This is a genomic window from Glaciecola punicea (assembly GCF_001756615.1).
GTDB lineage: Bacteria > Pseudomonadota > Gammaproteobacteria > Enterobacterales > Alteromonadaceae > Glaciecola > Glaciecola punicea.
In genome coordinates this window covers 257,246-273,508 of record NZ_LZXY01000004.1, presented here as the reverse complement: position 1 = coordinate 273,508, position 16,263 = coordinate 257,246, and the positions used below count along the sequence as shown (strand labels likewise).

Annotated in this window: 16 protein-coding genes and 1 pseudogene; 4 read left to right on the top strand and 13 right to left on the bottom strand. The window is 44.0% G+C overall.

Annotated elements, in window-relative coordinates; genetic code table 11:
• Nucleotides 1-143 precede the first annotated feature (143 nt).
• Nucleotides 144-1,730: an ABC-F family ATPase gene (locus BAE46_RS07160; RefSeq protein ID WP_070112152.1), complete on the top strand. Its 1,587-nt coding sequence runs from the start codon at nucleotides 144-146 to the stop codon at nucleotides 1,728-1,730.
• Nucleotides 1,731-1,766: 36 nt separating this feature from the next.
• On the opposite strand, the gene moaC is transcribed toward BAE46_RS07160, so the two are convergent.
• Complete coding sequence (gene moaC / locus BAE46_RS07155; protein WP_006005798.1) at nucleotides 1,767-2,264, bottom strand: cyclic pyranopterin monophosphate synthase MoaC; 498 nt, start codon at nucleotides 2,262-2,264, stop codon at nucleotides 1,767-1,769.
• Nucleotides 2,257-3,039: an AsmA family protein gene (locus BAE46_RS07150; protein WP_006005800.1), complete on the bottom strand. Its 783-nt coding sequence runs from the start codon at nucleotides 3,037-3,039 to the stop codon at nucleotides 2,257-2,259. The genes moaC and BAE46_RS07150 overlap by 8 nt, the downstream gene beginning before the upstream one ends.
• 167 nt (nucleotides 3,040-3,206) lie before the next feature.
• Here BAE46_RS07150 and moeB point away from each other — a divergent pair, with 167 nt between their 5' ends.
• On the top strand, nucleotides 3,207-3,959 hold the full coding sequence (gene moeB, locus BAE46_RS07145; protein ID WP_006005802.1) for a molybdopterin-synthase adenylyltransferase MoeB: 753 nt from the start codon (nucleotides 3,207-3,209) through the stop codon (nucleotides 3,957-3,959).
• 121 nt (nucleotides 3,960-4,080) lie between these two features.
• Here moeB and BAE46_RS07140 read toward each other — a convergent pair whose 3' ends face one another.
• The 6 genes and pseudogenes from BAE46_RS07140 to BAE46_RS07120 all read right to left on the bottom strand — a co-directional run bounded on the left by BAE46_RS07140 (nucleotide 4,081) and on the right by BAE46_RS07120 (nucleotide 9,232).
• Nucleotides 4,081-6,210 (bottom strand): TonB-dependent receptor family protein, encoded by a 2,130-nt coding sequence (locus BAE46_RS07140; RefSeq protein WP_006005804.1) that lies wholly within the window; start codon nucleotides 6,208-6,210, stop codon nucleotides 4,081-4,083.
• Nucleotides 6,211-6,635: 425 nt separating this feature from the next.
• Nucleotides 6,636-7,172: a superoxide dismutase family protein gene (locus BAE46_RS07135; RefSeq protein ID WP_070112151.1), complete on the bottom strand. Its 537-nt coding sequence runs from the start codon at nucleotides 7,170-7,172 to the stop codon at nucleotides 6,636-6,638.
• Nucleotides 7,173-7,310: 138 nt separating this feature from the next.
• Nucleotides 7,311-7,406, bottom strand: a pseudogene (locus BAE46_RS14590) (hypothetical protein); the annotation flags it as partial.
• A 62-nt stretch (nucleotides 7,407-7,468) separates the two neighbouring features.
• Nucleotides 7,469-7,852 carry a SpoIIAA family protein gene (locus BAE46_RS07130; RefSeq protein ID WP_070112148.1) on the bottom strand — a complete coding sequence of 128 codons (384 nt, stop codon included), beginning with the start codon at nucleotides 7,850-7,852 and terminating at the stop codon, nucleotides 7,469-7,471.
• A gap of 92 nt (nucleotides 7,853-7,944) precedes the next feature.
• Nucleotides 7,945-8,253 (bottom strand): P-II family nitrogen regulator, encoded by a 309-nt coding sequence (locus BAE46_RS07125; RefSeq protein ID WP_006005810.1) that lies wholly within the window; start codon nucleotides 8,251-8,253, stop codon nucleotides 7,945-7,947.
• Nucleotide 8,254: 1 nt separating this feature from the next.
• Nucleotides 8,255-9,232 (bottom strand): sodium-dependent bicarbonate transport family permease, encoded by a 978-nt coding sequence (locus tag BAE46_RS07120; RefSeq protein WP_006005812.1) that lies wholly within the window; start codon nucleotides 9,230-9,232, stop codon nucleotides 8,255-8,257.
• A 332-nt stretch (nucleotides 9,233-9,564) separates the two neighbouring features.
• Here BAE46_RS07120 and BAE46_RS14325 point away from each other — a divergent pair, with 332 nt between their 5' ends.
• Entirely contained in the window at nucleotides 9,565-9,900 is a 336-nt protein-coding gene (locus BAE46_RS14325; protein WP_081483938.1) for an Mpo1-like protein, read from the top strand.
• Nucleotides 9,901-9,903: 3 nt separating this feature from the next.
• Here the strand turns inward: BAE46_RS14325 and BAE46_RS07115 are convergent, their stop codons facing one another.
• A complete protein-coding gene (locus BAE46_RS07115) occupies nucleotides 9,904-11,796 on the bottom strand; it encodes a propionyl-CoA synthetase (RefSeq protein ID WP_070112252.1) in 1,893 nt (630 codons plus the stop codon).
• A gap of 392 nt (nucleotides 11,797-12,188) precedes the next feature.
• On the opposite strand from BAE46_RS07115, the gene BAE46_RS07110 reads away from it, so the two are divergent.
• Nucleotides 12,189-12,536 (top strand): NirD/YgiW/YdeI family stress tolerance protein, encoded by a 348-nt coding sequence (locus tag BAE46_RS07110; RefSeq protein WP_006005818.1) that lies wholly within the window; start codon nucleotides 12,189-12,191, stop codon nucleotides 12,534-12,536.
• Between the two features lie 286 nt (nucleotides 12,537-12,822).
• On the opposite strand, the gene rlmF is transcribed toward BAE46_RS07110, so the two are convergent.
• The 4 genes from rlmF to gnd form a co-directional block, all read right to left on the bottom strand.
• Complete coding sequence (gene rlmF, locus BAE46_RS07105; RefSeq protein WP_006005820.1) at nucleotides 12,823-13,758, bottom strand: 23S rRNA (adenine(1618)-N(6))-methyltransferase RlmF; 936 nt, start codon at nucleotides 13,756-13,758, stop codon at nucleotides 12,823-12,825.
• 90 nt (nucleotides 13,759-13,848) lie between these two features.
• Nucleotides 13,849-14,178 (bottom strand): hypothetical protein, encoded by a 330-nt coding sequence (locus BAE46_RS07100; protein ID WP_238528963.1) that lies wholly within the window; start codon nucleotides 14,176-14,178, stop codon nucleotides 13,849-13,851.
• Between the two features lie 31 nt (nucleotides 14,179-14,209).
• Nucleotides 14,210-14,557, bottom strand: coding sequence for a hypothetical protein (locus BAE46_RS07095; protein WP_006005823.1), 348 nt, complete (start codon nucleotides 14,555-14,557; stop codon nucleotides 14,210-14,212).
• Between the two features lie 79 nt (nucleotides 14,558-14,636).
• Entirely contained in the window at nucleotides 14,637-16,088 is a 1,452-nt protein-coding gene (gnd, locus tag BAE46_RS07090; protein WP_070112146.1) for a decarboxylating NADP(+)-dependent phosphogluconate dehydrogenase, read from the bottom strand.
• Between the last annotated feature and the right edge of the window lie 175 nt (nucleotides 16,089-16,263).

Sequence of the window (16,263 nt, the reverse complement as noted above, 5' to 3'; positions counted from 1 at the left end):
TTTGTTAAGTATCAACCAATCATAGGTTTAATGAATATGGCTTTTAGGGTATAGTGCGCGCGCAATTTTTGCACAAACTATATGCTTGTCTGTCATCTTTTATCAGTATCCATGCATTTTATACCGTCAAAGGAAATACCAGTTTGATCACTACCGCTAACATCACTATGCAATTTGGCGCTAAGCCATTGTTTGAAAATATTTCGGCTAAATTCGGTAACGGCAATCGTTACGGCTTAATTGGCGCTAACGGCTGTGGCAAATCAACCTTCATGAAAATTCTCAGCGGTGAGCTAACACCATCCTCAGGTAATGTATCAGTAATGCCAGGCGAGCGTATTGGCACATTGAATCAAAACCAATTTGCCTTTGAAGAATTCTCGGTAGTCGATGCGGTAATCATGGGCGACGCCGCGCTGTGGAAAGTCAAAAAAGAAAGAGATCGTATTTACTCACTGCCTGAAATGTCTGAAGAAGACGGCATGAGAGTAGCCGATTTGGAATCTGAATTTGCAGAAATGGACGGCTATACCGCAGAATCGCGCGCCATAGAACTCCTACTAGAAGCAGGCATTAGCGAGTCATATCACTTCGGTTTGATGTCGGCAGTTGCACCAGGTGTAAAACTACGCGTGCTAATTGCTCAAGCTTTATTTTCAAATCCAGAAATTTTACTATTAGATGAGCCGACCAACAACCTCGACATATTTACCATAAAGTGGCTAGAAGACGTTTTAAACCAGCGAAAATGCACAATGATTATTGTCTCGCACGATCGCCATTTCTTAAACGAGGTGTGCACGCATATGGCTGACATTGACTATGGCGAATTGCGCATTTATGTCGGCAACTACGAGTCTTATATGGCATCAGCCAGCCTAGTTCAAGAACAACTGCATACTGAAAATGCCAAAAAATCCGCAGAAATTACTGAGCTAAAAAGCTTCGTAGCACGCTTCTCAGCAAATGCGTCAAAAGCAAAACAGGCGACTTCGCGGGCCAAACGCATGGATAAAATTCAGCTAGACGAGGTCGTAGCGTCAAGTCGACAAACTCCTTACATTACCTACAAGCAACATAAAAAACTGCACCGCTTAGCGCTTGAACTTCATGACGTATCGCATGGCTTTAACGGCGAAACTTTATTTACAGGTACAGATATTTTACTTGAAGCTGGCGCAAAGCTTGCTGTAATAGGCGAAAACGGTGCGGGTAAAACAACCTTTTTACGCTGCTTAGTAAAAGAGCTTGAAGCCAACAAAGGCATCGTAAAATGGTCTGAAAATGCTTCTATTGGCTATTTGGCTCAAGACGTTAGCAGCGACTTTGAGCGCTCTGCGACGGTATTTGATTGGATGTCAAGATGGCGCACACCTAAGCACGACGACCTAGCCGTACGCGCTATATTGGGAAGATTGTTGTTTAGCGCCGACGACATTGAAAAAGACGTAAAGGTTTGTTCAGGAGGCGAAAAGAATCGCCTACTGTTTGGCAAACTTATGATGCAAGAGATTAATGTCATTGTAATGGACGAACCAACAAATCACATGGATATGGAAGCAATTGAAGCGTTGAACACTGCCCTCAAAAACTTCGATGGTACGCTTATTTTTGTTAGCCATGACCGTGAGTTTGTGTCTACTTTGGCCAGCTCTATTATTGAAATTAAAGATAAAAAGTTAAACTACTTCCAAGGCAGTTACGATGAGTACGTGAGTAACCGCAATTAAGAGAGGCGACAAAGGGCGTGGCATAGTCGCGCTTACTCACGTCCTTTGCCAGTGCCCAGTCTTACCGCCCGTTTTTTCAAGTACGCGGATAGAATGAATAGTCATATTGGGATCAGCAGCCTTACACATATCAAACAAAGTTAGGGCCGCCACCGACACGCCCGTTAACGCTTCCATTTCAACCCCTGTGTTACCGTTTAATTTGCACATGCACAGAATACGTATTTGATTTTGCTCTTCATCAATTTCAAAATCAATCTGTATCTTAGTCAGCATTAAAGGGTGGCACAGCGGAATTAAATTAGCGCAGTTTTTACTTGCTTGAATACCGGCAATACGGGCCACGCTAAACACATCACCTTTAGCAATTTGGTTTTGCTGTATTTGCTCAATGACCGTTGGCAGCATACTTATATATCCTTCAGCACGCGCGATACGCTGCGTAATCTCTTTATTTGAAACGTCGACCATATTCGCTTTGCCGCTTTCATCAATATGACTCAAGCTATTGGGTATGGGCTGTGCTTTACTCACCAAATAAGCCCTTCAGTTTATCACCTGCTTTGTCTAGCAACTTCTGTTTTTCTTCATCCACCTTTTCTTTGAGCTTTCTTTCTGCCTCTTCTTTTAAGCGATTTTTAGCCTCGGCTTTAGCTTGAGCAATTATGTTGTCAAGCAATGCGTTTACAATGGCCGCGCCTACTTGGTCTGCTGGAATACCGTTTGGCTTCCCAATTGAACCCGCATTGAACGTGGGCAAGGTAATTTCATACACCTTTTTCTCAATGTTTAACTCCCCTGTGGACAGTTTTTCAAAATCAAGCTTAAGGCGCACCTCGCTGAGCGTCACGTTTTCAACAATAACAAGGGGGTTAGCAGCCTTTTTGTTAGGGTCAACAGGCTCGTTGTTTTTGGGCAAGTTAGCCATCAGGTTATTTTTTAATATTATTAGGTTGCCTTGGCCTTTTGCATCTACTTCATATAGTACTTCTGGCGCGTTCACAATAAGCGTTTTAACCGTGTAGGGTTCGCCTAATACCTCTCCTAATTCAAGTGTAATTGACTCAAAACTAAAGGCGTTAGACTGACTAAACCCAGCTGGATTTTCTACGTCTACATCTGTAATCGTCATGCGCCCTTGTGAATAGGCTACGTCTACGGAAAAAACAGAAACGCGCGTGCCTAAAAACTGGCTACCTTGCTCTTCAATTTGAGCACGAATAAAATCTCCTGCACCGCTTAGCAAATACCATGCGCCGCCACCTAGCAATACTGCAATGACTACCACTGCTATTAAAAACTTTTTCATCTAGTTCTCCATTATTATGACATTGGTCTAATCGTCATTGCGTATGTTTTAAAGAATACATCATCGTCAAAAGACTTGCCATTCACAATACACTTATACGCTGTATACTTTACCCATAAGGGCTGTCTTATTATTGCTCACACATAAATGTCCACTGGAAAATATAAATGCAAACAATTACTACAGCACAGGCTATGCGCTATAGCCGCCAAATTATGCTGTCGGGCTTTGATTTGGACAAACAAGAGTTACTGATCAATAGCAGTGTATTGCTTATTGGGGTTGGCGGATTAGGCTGCGCGGCCTCGCAGTACTTGGTGGCAGGCGGTATAGGTAAGATTACTATTGTTGATGATGATATTGTTGAAAGTACTAATTTACAACGTCAGGTGCTTCACTTTGAAAGTAGCATAGGTGATAAAAAAGTAGATTCAGCCGCGCAGACTTTGCGTAATATTAACCACTTTGTTGAGGTGCTTCCGATTGATCATAGGCTAGGTCCCGATGAACTTTGTCAGGCCATACAGCAGCACGATATAGTACTTGATTGCAGTGACAACCTAGCCACTAGAAACGAGCTTAACAAGCATTGCTACGCGCAAAAAACACCGCTGGTGTCGGGCGCCGCTATTCGCATGGAAGGGCAAGTATTTTGCGTTATCCCGCAGCGTAAAAGTGCATGCTATGCCTGTATGAGTCATTTTTTTGGTGAGCAAAGTTTAAGCTGTACAGAAGCCGGCGTTATCTCGCCTTTGGTGGGTATTGTGGGGGCAATGCAGGCATTGGAAGCGATAAAAATACTCACCCAATATGGCACTACTCCGGTAAATACTTTGCAATTCTTTGACGCAATGACTTGTACTTGGACAAACATTACGGTTGAGCCTTTAGCTAATTGCGCATGTTGCTCTAAATCTTGATGGTGCTTGTCGCTCGGATTACTTGAATATGCTTAAACTAAACGTAAAGCTGCCTTTATTTACAAAGACAGCTTGTATTTACGCATTTAGTTGAGGGTGACTACAAAATTCCTCAACTAGCCTAAAGCTGAAATTTAAACCCAAGGTACAAGGTGCGCTCAGCCGCCGGCTCAATGCCGTCGTTTCTAACACGGCTGTAATAATCTTCATCAAGCAAATTATTAATACCGGCTTGCACTGACCACGACTGATTAATGTCATAATCAGCGCTTAAGTCGACTACCTGATAGGCATCAATGATAGCATTTATTTGACCGTTACCTGCTCCTCGCGGCTGATTTGAATCTTGCCAAAACTGCTCGTCTACCAGCGTCGCGGTTAAGGCAACGTTTAGCTTGTCTTGGCTATAAATAAAGCCCGCTCGCAGCACATAATCGGGCGCAAATCCTGGTGTATTACCCACTAGGTTGGCGTTTGTGCTTTGCGTAATTTCTGCATCTAATAAAGACCCGTTAATAAAGCCAATTAGTTTGCTGTCGTTATTTTGCTGATGAAAGAAATCATATTCAGCACTAAACTCAATGCCCTGATGACGAGAGTTACCAGAGTTCACTCGCTGCACATCTACGATGTTTACCTGTATTTGCTCAACTTTGTCGTCAAAATCAATTCTAAAAAGACTCACATCCAAGTTAAGACCGTCTATCACCATAGAGCGCACGCCTAGCTCGAAGTTTTTTGCGCTGGAAATACCAGGCCCGTTTGCCCCAGTGAGTTCGGCGTTAGGATTAGCTAAATCATCAAATCGCTGCGGCCGGTAAGACTCTGATACATTCGCATATACCTCCGTTGCATTATTTACTCTATAGCTTGCGCCAAGGCCAAATAACAGTTCATTACTGGTTTTATCAATATTAATGGCACTGCGCTCTAAACTTGCACGCTTTAATGGCTCAAATAAATCATAATTTACGCGCTCGTAGCGCAGCGTAGGCACTACACTTAAGTCACCAAAGCGAAATAAGTTTTCAGCGAACACCGATGAGTAGGTCATAACCCGGTCCTGATCAAACAATAAATCGTCAGCGTTTTGGGTGTTTGAGCGAATATTGCTGCTTACATACCGTGTTCTAGGACTGTCTCCACGATACAACATAGTGCCTGCGGTAAATACATTGTTAGCGCCCCATGCTTGTGCATAGCGTACATCAAGCCCCACAGTGGTGAATTCTTGTTGATCAATATTCGTGGTTGCGGGCTCGTCAGCAGGCTCTAAAAACGCACCAGAACGTCGGCTGAAACGGTCTTGGTAGGAATAATAAAGCTTACCGTTAAGAGTTGAGTCATTGCTAAGCTGTTGATCGTAGGTAAGTGAAGCAATTACTCTGTCTATCTCGATACGGTTGAAAGGGGTATTTACCAAGTCACGGTTTTGCGCAAATTCGCGTGAGCTTAAACGACCTGCTTCGCCTGAGTCTGATTGATATACATCTACATCAAAACCAATACGAATATCGTCAAAACCTTTGTATGCGAGCCCAACGTAACCCGAATTCACCTCGTAGTCTTCGTTAGTGCGGGGCCCGTCGGCCTGCCGATGCTCTAGACTGGCAATAAAACCAAAATCGTCTTTTGCGTAGCGTACTTCATTGTAGGTGCTGTAGAAACCGTCACTGCCAATACTGTGCTCGGTTGACGCGCTGTTTTTTGCGTCAGGGTTAGCACGTGTTGTCATGAAATTGATGGTCGGACCAATTTGCGGACCATACAGTAAACCACCGCCGCCTCTTATAAATTCAGCGCGCTGAATGCGCTGCGCAGGCGGTAAATAATAAATGGTAGCGTAGCCAAACACATCAGACGCCAGCGGTATGCCATTTTGATAAAAAGCCACAAATTCTGATTCATGTGGGTTACCTAAACCACGATAGTTAACGTTATAAATGCTCGGTATTTTTTGGTCAGAAACAAATAAGCCCGGCAGACGAGAAAACACTTGACGCAAGTTGGGCTCAACAAAAGTAGGCTGTAAACTTAAGTCAACGACTGACACTTTTTTACCCGCTAAAATTTTGCCCTCTTCAACCGTATTTATGTTGAATGGAAATGCCTCAAATGTTCCAGACTGTCCTTTTATTTCTATGCGTTCAATTTCGTTTTTTTGAGGATCAACTTGCGTGACGACTGCATGTACAGATGAAGCAAATAGCGCAGATGCGATACAAATTGCGATTGTTGTGCGTTGGTACATTTATTTTACCTTTTGGAATAATATACGAATGATAATGATTACTATTTACTATCAAATGTTAAGATAAGGATCAAAATAAATGGAACTATTTTTGTAGCGTATCACCGGTAGGAAGGGTTTAATTATACCTTTAGGTAAATCTGCCATTAGGTGCTGCTCATGGCTACGCTGCTTGGGTTGAGCACTACGCTCTTACCTGGGGCTGTTCTTTGAGTAACGGGACCCTAGAATGATACTTGTAATATATCTTACTAAAGGCTACTTTTTTTGAGTAGGCATGTAAAAGCATAAGTCTATAAAAACAGCAAATGACTCACATGACTTGCTGTTTTTACTTACTTAGTTACTCCGTATAGTTCAATGGTATTAGTCCTTATAAGACCCACTACCATTTATTCTATAGCTACTATTAGGACTATGCAGACTTACTCAATCAAAGCGCAGCCAATGCGACTGCCCGCAGCGCCTGTTGGCTGCGTTATATAGTCGTCAGCCTTTTCATGAATAATAAGCGCGGTACCGTCTTCATCTAGCAATGCCGGTAAACCATGTTCACCGTTTATGGACACCAGCTCATTAATAACTGTTAAGCTGCCAGTACCGTCATCGCCTACTTCTATATTCATCATGTCGCCTGCATGAGGACCATCGGCAGCCAATTTACCGTGCGCCATATTCATCGGGTTTTTATGCCCACCGGCCGAGGTAAAGTCAGGCGCGTCACATAAACCAAACTCATGAAAATGCATCGCATGCGTTCCTGCGCCGTCAAGACCGCTGATGCTAACAGTCACTTGCGTTCCGCCTTCACCAAGATCTTTTAAAGTAACAGTACCAAGCGTGCTGCCCGTTGCGGTTAAAATACTGTTTTCTAGATCGGCCATCTCTGGGGGTGTTGAAGGCGAACAAGCGGCTAAAACACAAACAGACGTTAACAAAACGGCAGCTTTAAGATTAATCATAAGGGTCTCCATAAGGGTAATTAATTCACACAAAATTATGTGGTCTTTGTTACTTAATGGGTACGCAACTAACAGCAAGAGTGTTCAAAATGATATTTGAACTTTTGAACACTTCAGTCTTTATGTCCCCTTTGCGTTTTAGCTCGAGGTTAGCTTAAGTACTTTGCCATTTATGCGGTCAGTTAGTACATATATGCTACCGTTGTGACCTTGTACGACATCGCGGATCCGCTCGTTGCGATCTTCTAGCTATTTGAAATCGCGCTGCCTCACTATCAAAGTAGACCCGAAAAAAATCAGTCTTTTAACTGCGCATTTGCCCACGCGTAAGCGTCTTCAAAAGTTTCAAACACCTTAAATTGAACAGGGCTAGGTTGAATTTTGAATACTAAAGCGAGCATATTTCTTAAAAAAGCGTTGGGGATAACATAGGCAATCCCCTGGCAGTAGCGCTCAACCACATCCTTATTTTGCCTTAACCACTTAGCCTGCTTTAGCTGATACACCGGGTTTAAATCAAGCGCATTGCGCGCGTCAAATACTAAGGCAATGTCTTCTTTGCCTGCGTAGTTTTCTTCTAGTCCTTTCAAATAGACTGCGAAATTTTGTGCATTCGCTTTTTCGCCAGTGAACTCGATAACGATTAACGGCGCTTTTTCACGATGAAACCTTGCAAACATAATGTAGTGTTCCGAATAAAAATATTGCTAAGGGGGGTAGTTAATAAACCTGAGACTGCGCCAAAAAGCGCGTATTCAAGTGCTGGCGGAAATTAAAATCGCTCAGCCCGAACAACGTGCGCGTCGGTAATACTGACAACGCCAATATGTTTTTCAACCACCCTGTATGCAGCTTCTAGCAGGGTGTCTAAGCGCTCTGGTTTGATTAAGCAAACAACCGACACCATGCCCGCGCGGCCTACTTGGCCTTCGAGCGTCCACTGGCCTGAGCGGCCTGATCCACCTAACACCGGCAGTATTGTGTAGCCCGTAACACCGGCCTTAGTCAGTGCGGTGGTAAGGCGGCGCTCCAATGGGGCTTCTATAACAATTTCGACACGTTTTGCGATATGGGTTTGCATATTAAGCTCCGGTTACAGTTTGGGCAATGGCAAGATACAAAGGTATCCCCAGCGCAAGATTAAAGGGGAAGGTGACCCCAAGTGAAAGGGTTAAATAGATCGCTGGATTGGCCTCAGGTAAGGCCACTCGCATGGCAGCTGGGACCGCGATATAACTGGCTGATGCACATAGAACCATTAACAGAACAATCCCCCCTAGCGACAATCCAATTAGCATGCCAACTAGCAAACCAATGAAAGAACTCACCAGCGGCATGGCGATCGCAAAAGCGACCGCGCCTACACTAAGCACTTTCTTTGACTGGCGCAGGCCACGCCCGGCGATTAACCCCATATCTAGCAAAAACAAACATAATACACCTTTGAAGGGCGCCACAATGAAAGGGCTTATTTCAGCCAAGCCTTTTTCACCCGTAAGCGCGCCTATAAAGAACGAGCCTACAAGCAGCACAATGGAGCCATTAAGCATTAGCTCACGCATAAGGTCAGGCTCCATTTTAGCTTTAGACCCGCTGCGTGCCACTAGCCACAGCGCTGAGAGAATGGCAGGTGCTTCCATTACGGCAGCAACTGCCACCATGTAGCCTTCAGAGTCGATCATTTGGCCTTTGAGTACCGATGTGGTCGCAACGAAAGTCACAATACTTATCGACCCGTAATGCGCAGCAACAGCCGCGGCATCAATATTAGACAGTCCCGTCATGAGTCGCAGCATCCCAAATGCGAGCATTGGCAGCCCAAATGACAGCACCACTCCGGCCACAAGCGATAGCACCAAGGTTGTGTCAATACCGTGCGCGCTAACCGCAACACCGCCTTTAAAGCCTATTGCAAACAGCAGGTATATCGACATACCTTTGGCAACCGCCTCAGGTATTGTAAGTTCGGAGCGCGCCAAAGCAGCAACAAGACCCAGTGCAAAGCTAAGAATAATAGGCGAGATCAGATTTGCGCCGGTGAGGGATAAAATTTCGTTCATCGTGTCTTCCTAGACCTTGTATGACGACAAACTTGTCGGTGCATAGTGTAAGCAAAATAGACTATAAACCTGCACTATTCAACAGGTAGTATTTTATTAATTTCAAACATTTATGCATAGACAACTTCCTTGGAAATAAGAATCAGATATAAACAGTATGATAAATTTGCTGAATATGACAAACTCATATAGAGCATATAACAGTCGTTGCTTTTTTAATGAACGAAACCATCGCTTTACGAAGACGCGTTTTGCTATCTGAGAAATCCGCTGTGCCCCGTTTATTAAGCCTTGAAAAAGCCTTTCATGACCCAGCGATATAAGAGGTAAGCATTTTGTCAGAATCCCGATTCACCAGCTTCTCACAGTTTTACCCACATTATTTAAGTGAGCATACTAATCCAACGTGTCGCTTACTGCATTTCATTGGCTCTTGTCTGGTATTAGCTCTTATTGCCTATGTAATAATAAGCGCGTCAGGCGCTCTGCTGTGGCTAGTTCCCATAATAGGATATGGCTTTGCGTGGGTGGGCCACTTCTTCTTCGAGCATAACAAGCCTGCTACGTTCAAGTATCCTTTTTACAGTTTTTTGGGTGACTGGGTCATGTTTAAAGACATATTACTGGGCAAGATATCTTTGTCAGCAAGGACTTCAACTAAGGAGTAATAGCTACTCTTTCACCAGACCACTACTGCGCATTATGTCTTTTATCTCCGCCACACTAGCGGGATCATCTATCGTTGAGGGCACTGTAAATTCTTCATTGTCGGCAATTTGCCTAAGCACCTTGCGCAATATTTTACCTGAACGCGTTTTAGGTAATCTAGGCACCACAATAACCTGCTTCAAACAAGCCAGTGCGCCAATTTCTTTACGTACCATGGCAACAAGCTCGGTTTGCAAGGCTGCGGCGCTAATATCTGCGCCATCTTTAAGCAGAGCAAAACCTACAGGCACTTGTCCTTTTATACTGTCGTACACGCCAATAACCGTGCACTCGGCTACCGCATTATGAGCCGCTAATATCTCTTCCATTTCGCCCGTTGATAAGCGGTGGCCGGCCACGTTGATGACATCATCTGTTCGGCCCATAATAAACAAGTAGCCGTCTTCGTCTATATAGCCGCCATCACCAGAGCTGTAATAGCCAGGAAACTCTGTTAAGTAGCCGTCACTGAAGCGGTCAAAATTTCCCCAGATAGTCGCCAAGCAGCTAGGCGGCAAGGGAAGCTTTAGCACAATCGCACCTTGTGTATTAGCAGGCAGAGGTTTTCCATAAGGATCTAAAACTTGAATATTAAAACCGGGCACTGGCTTTGTGGCCGAGCCCGCTTTAACCGGTAAAGCTTCGATGCCCATTAAATTAGCGCAAATTGCCCAGCCGGTTTCAGTTTGCCACCAGTGATCAACCACCGGCTTACCGGTTTTTTTGAACGTCCATTCATAAGTGGGAGGATCTAAACGTTCACCCGCCATAAAAATTGTCTCTAAGCAGTCTATATTATAATTGGCTAACAACTTAGCTTCGGGGTCTTCTTTTCGTATGGCTCTAAATGCAGTAGGTGCGGCAAATATAGCCTTAACATTGTATTCTTCAATGACTCGCCAAAATGCACCAGCGTCGGGCGTCCTAACCGGCTTTCCTTCATAAACAATAGTCGTGCAGCCGTGCAGCAAAGGCGCATACACGATGTATGAATGCCCTACCACCCAGCCGACATCGGAAGCAGCCCAAAATACATCCCCGGGTTTGAGATTATAAACCGCACTCATAGAGTACTTAAGTGCTACCGCATGACCGCCGTTATCGCGCACTACACCTTTGGGTTTGCCCGTGGTGCCCGATGTATATAGTACATAGAGCGGGTCGGTGGCTTTAACTGCCACGCAATCGGCAGGCCTTGCTGAAAAAAGTGCGTCTTGCCAATCAATATCTCGAACAGCTTGCATACTAGCGATACACTGCTGGCGCTGCAGCAAAATAACGTGTTGAGGTTTATGTTTAGCAAGCACTATGGCTTCATCTACCATCGGCTTATATTCAATAATTCGATTAATTTCAACGCCACAAGACGCCGTAACAACAAGCTTTGGCTGCACATCGTCAATACGCACCGCTAGTTCATGAGCTGAGAAGCCACCAAACACTACGCTGTGCACTGCGCCTAATCGCGCAACTGCAAGCATGGCAATAATAGCCTCACTAATCATTGGCATATACACTATAACGGTATCGCCCTTGTCCACACCGTATTGCTTGAGCACGCCCGCAAAAGTGGCTACGTTATCGCGTAACTCTTGGTAGGTAAATCGGCTTTTTAATTCAGTCACCGGTGAATCGTAAATTAAGGCAAGTTGATCACCACGACCATTTTTTACGTGATGATCAAGCGCCATGTAGCAAGTATTCATTTCGCCGTCGGCAAACCATTGGGCCATACCGTTTTCATCAGTAGATAAGATACTTGAAGGTGGCTTAAACCAAGCGAGATCTGCAGCTTTTTCGGCCCAAAACTTTTCGGGAGACTCGATAGAATGTTTGTATTCTTGCTGATATGACATAATAATTAGGCCTTTTGTCAAACTACATAAAAATAAAAGATACGCGACTTTTTGGTCTTCAAATCGTAAATTTTGCTCTAACGCTAGACCGAGTGAATGCGTGAACTTGACGTTTATCCTAAAACAAAACACGGTGGGAACGATATGAGACTTAAGGCTTAAAGGCAATTAATTTACCCTGGGCTACTCCTAACAGGCTCCTGAATTTTCGACAATTCAAAGTAATAACATACGCGCTAAGCTTCTTTTTACCTATTAGCACCGATATATATTGAATAACCGCTGCCATAGCATGATTCGATAAATTGAACTATTTTCACAATTAAAGAACTAAGAAATGCCATGACCGTTAGCCACATGGACTAAAACTTTAATCAATGGAGTAAGTCGCTATGAAAATAAAAATAATGATTTCTGTTATTCTCGTAATAATGACATTAAGCGTGTCAGCCCAGTTCACTGGTCCTAGCGCCAAGGGGAACAAAACTACAGTGTCGCAAATTGCTGATGCACGACTGGGAACTTACATCACCGTTTTAGGCAATATTACCTCGCACTTAAGAGAAGATTATTATACTTTCAAAGATGAAACTGGCGAAATTCGAGTAGAAATTGAAAGCTCTGTTTGGCAAAGCCGTGAGATTGGTGCAGAAACTAAAGTTCGCTTGTTAGGCGAAATTGATACAGGACTAACGGGCCGCTATCTCTGGATAAAATCATTAGAGCTTTCGGATCAATAACTTTAAGCATACCCTTTTTTCTGGAGCCTTGAATGACGGACTAAGTTCGTTTGCCGTAAATAGGGCTTGTCCATCGGTAAAACCCAGCGACAGGCGCTTGCTAGTTCTTTCGTCTGAAAATAATTGCCAACCCATGCCCAAGTGGATGTGAATTTCGCTCTATTCTCGCCTGACACAAAATTATTCGATTGTACTTCCCAACATATACGGTGGTACTGACACAATGCCACTAAAAGGAGACATCTGGGCTGTGTCAATATCGAACATTTTGTGGGAAAAAAGACAGTTAAAAGCGCCATGCAATAAAACGACTTATTTTGCTGCCTTGCGCCATACCTACTGTTTTATATTCTAGTGCTCCAACCTGAGTGAGCTTCTTATATAGTGGCGCTAAACTTTTCTGCTTAGCCACCAAAGACGTAAACCACGTTACTTGTTCTTTATAATGCACACTTTCAGCAATCATGCGGCTGATGAAGCCCACTTCACCACCGGCGCACCACAGCTCATTCTTTTGTCCTGCAAAATTCAGATGAGAGCCACTTCGATCATTTTTTGGCGAGCTATGGCCTTGAATTGAGGAATGACGCTTATCTTGGTTACGCTTAATGTTTTGATTTTTTTGCATAGAGCCCGCTAACGCTTCTTTTTGACTATTGTGAAAAGGTGGATTACACATGCTAAATGCGAATTGCTCATGTGGCTTTATTACGCCATCAAAAATGCTGTTAAGCTTATGCTGCTGGAGGATCCTGACGCTTTTTCGCAGCACAGAATTACTAGACCGAATCAAATTTGCAGACGCAATGGCACCCTTGTCTACATCACTAGCCACAAAATGCCAACCATACGATTGACTACCAATAATGGGGTAAATTAGATTTGCGCCAGTACCTATGTCTAGGCCTACGAGCCTGGCAGGAAACTGTCTCGTCGATGCTGGGGTGGCGGGCGAAGCGCTTAATAAATCGGCAATGGCATGAATATAATCGGCTCGTCCAGGAATGGGCGGACACAAATATCCCTCAGGAATGTCCCAGTGTTCAATATGATAGTAGCGCTTTAACAAAGCCGCATTTAGCGCCTTCACTGCATGCGCATTACCAAAGTCGATTGTTTTTCTTGCGCTAGGGTTTCGTATAACATGGGGCGCAAGCAAAGGGTGAGTTCGCGTTAGCGCCTCGAAATCATAGCCGTTTTTATGTAAGTTGCGTGAGTGCATAGCATGCTATTGAAACATGCTTAGACTCTTCATTCAATTTATAAAGAATGCAAATTTACCTGTTAAACCAGCCACTATTAACACGCTAACCTAGCGCTTGCCCCGCCAAGTGAGTGACTGTAAATTCAGGCCTGACAAGTCGACCTGACCCGCAATAATTTCATTACACAGTTTAACGGCAAGCTCTGCCTGCGGGTAAGTCAAATGTTTATATGCAGGACGCTTAATGCTCTCGTACCATACACCTTGGCATACTGAATCAAGCACAATACGCTGAAAACAATGATCATGCTTAACCGGCCAAGTGCTTGACGCTTTACGTGCCATTTCTGGCATAGTTTCTTTTGTCATAATCAGATACTGATTTATGAGAAATGCCATTTCATCGGATGCAGTTTGTGTCATAAACATTATTTTCATAATTGTCACTACCATGCGTGGCTTTCGCCTCTCACTGACGCTTAATCTCACTTAGTATTATTGAACGCCCTGTAGTCGCCGAGAAGCGAAACTCTCCCGTTACCACTACGAATTGTCCTAAATAAGGGCCTACTTTATCATGCGGCACAACTTCAACGCGGTTTAAGCTCTCATCTTCAATCCAGTAATGCATAGGCGTTTCAAAATGACGTACTTTGCCGTTGGTGGTCACTTGGCTGTTGTTAAATTCTGCAGGGCTGTCTACCAGCACTGACAAGCTGACTTCCCGAGCTGGTTCTTTTTCAGCACATCCAAACAGCGCTATCAAAGTAAAGAAGCAGATTGCTATTAAGCTGATACGCTTTTTGTAATGGTGCATTTTGTTACTGTCCTTATGCTGGTAGTAAGCTCATGAATTTCATTTATAATTGCCTAGCTCATCTTTTTTAAAACCACGCTTACACATTATAGGTAGAGGATGCAGTATCGCCGCCCCGCCCGGTCCAATTAGTATGAAAGAACTCTTTGCGCGGCTTGTCGATACGCTCATACGTATGAGCACCAAAATAGTCGCGCTGGGCTTGTAACAAATTGGCCGGCAAACGCGCACTGCGATAGCCATCAAAATAACTGAGCGCAGAGGATAAGGTTGGTGTCGGCACGCCGTTCATAGCGGCAGTAGCCACCACTGTTCGCCAACCAGATTGTGCCGCATGTAATTTTTCAACAAAGTAATTGTCAATCATTAAATTAGTCAGATCGTGATTTTTATCAAAAGCGTCTTTAATTTTATTTAAGAAGGTTGAGCGAATAATACAGCCGCCTCGCCACATAAGGGCAATGCCGCCATAGTTTAAATCCCAGCCTAATTCGTTTGCCGTTTCTCGTAGTAACATATAGCCTTGTGCGTACGAGACAATTTTAGAGGCCAGCAGCGCTTGGCGAATGTCTTCTATGAAGGCTTTTTTGTCACCTTCAAAAGCCGGTTTAGGCCCCGACAATATGCCCGATGCTAAAACACGCTCGTCTTTTTGCGCCGACAAACAGCGAGCAAAAACGGCTTCGCCGATTAGGGTTAAGGGTACGCCTTGCTCTAAGGCTGAAACCGCGGTCCACTTGCCAGTGCCTTTTTGCCCGGCGGTATCTAAAATTTTATCAATTAGGGGCTCCCCGTCTTCTTTAAAAGCAAGAATATCGCGAGTGATCTCAATTAAGTAGCTGTCAAGTTCGCCTTCATTCCAGTCGGCAAACACTGCATGCATTTCATCGGCAGACATGCCCAGTAAATCTTTCATTATTTGGTAGGCTTCGCAAATTAGCTGCATATCGCCATACTCAATGCCATTGTGCACCATTTTAACAAAATGGCCTGCACCGCCTTCACCAACCCAATCACAGCATGGTGTGCCGTCTTCTACTTTGGCCGATATCGTTTGAAAAATATCTTTTACCGCAGGCCACGCCGCCGCCGAACCGCCGGGCATAATTGAAGGCCCTGTTAGCGCGCCTTCTTCTCCACCTGAAACACCAGTACCTATATACAAGAGCCCTTTGCTTTCAAGGTATTTGCTTCTACGATTTGAATCAGGAAAATGCGTATTGCCGCCATCTATAATAATATCGCCTTTATCAAGGTGCGGTATAAGCTGCTCTATTACGTTATCAACAACGCCGCCGGCTTTCACCATTAACATAACTTTACGCGGTGTAGACAAGGAGTTCACTAATGCTTCAATACTGTAGGCACCGCGGATACTTTTATCTTTAGCCCGCCCGTTAATAAAACTTTCTACTTTGTCGGTTGAACGATTATATGCGGTAACCGTGAAGCCTTTATTGGCCATGTTTAAAATTAAATTTTCGCCCATAACGGCAAGGCCGATTAGGCCAATATCTGACAGTACTTTCATAAAATTAGTTAACTCTTTATTATATATATAATATAAATAGTGACTAGCGAGGGCATACTCAAGGGGTAATATAAATTAACTGGAAAAAACGACACTCCTTTTATTTAGGCCCTTATTCAATATTGCTAAAAGAAAAGCACTAATTGCAGGCTACGGCAGTTTACTAAGCCAGTTT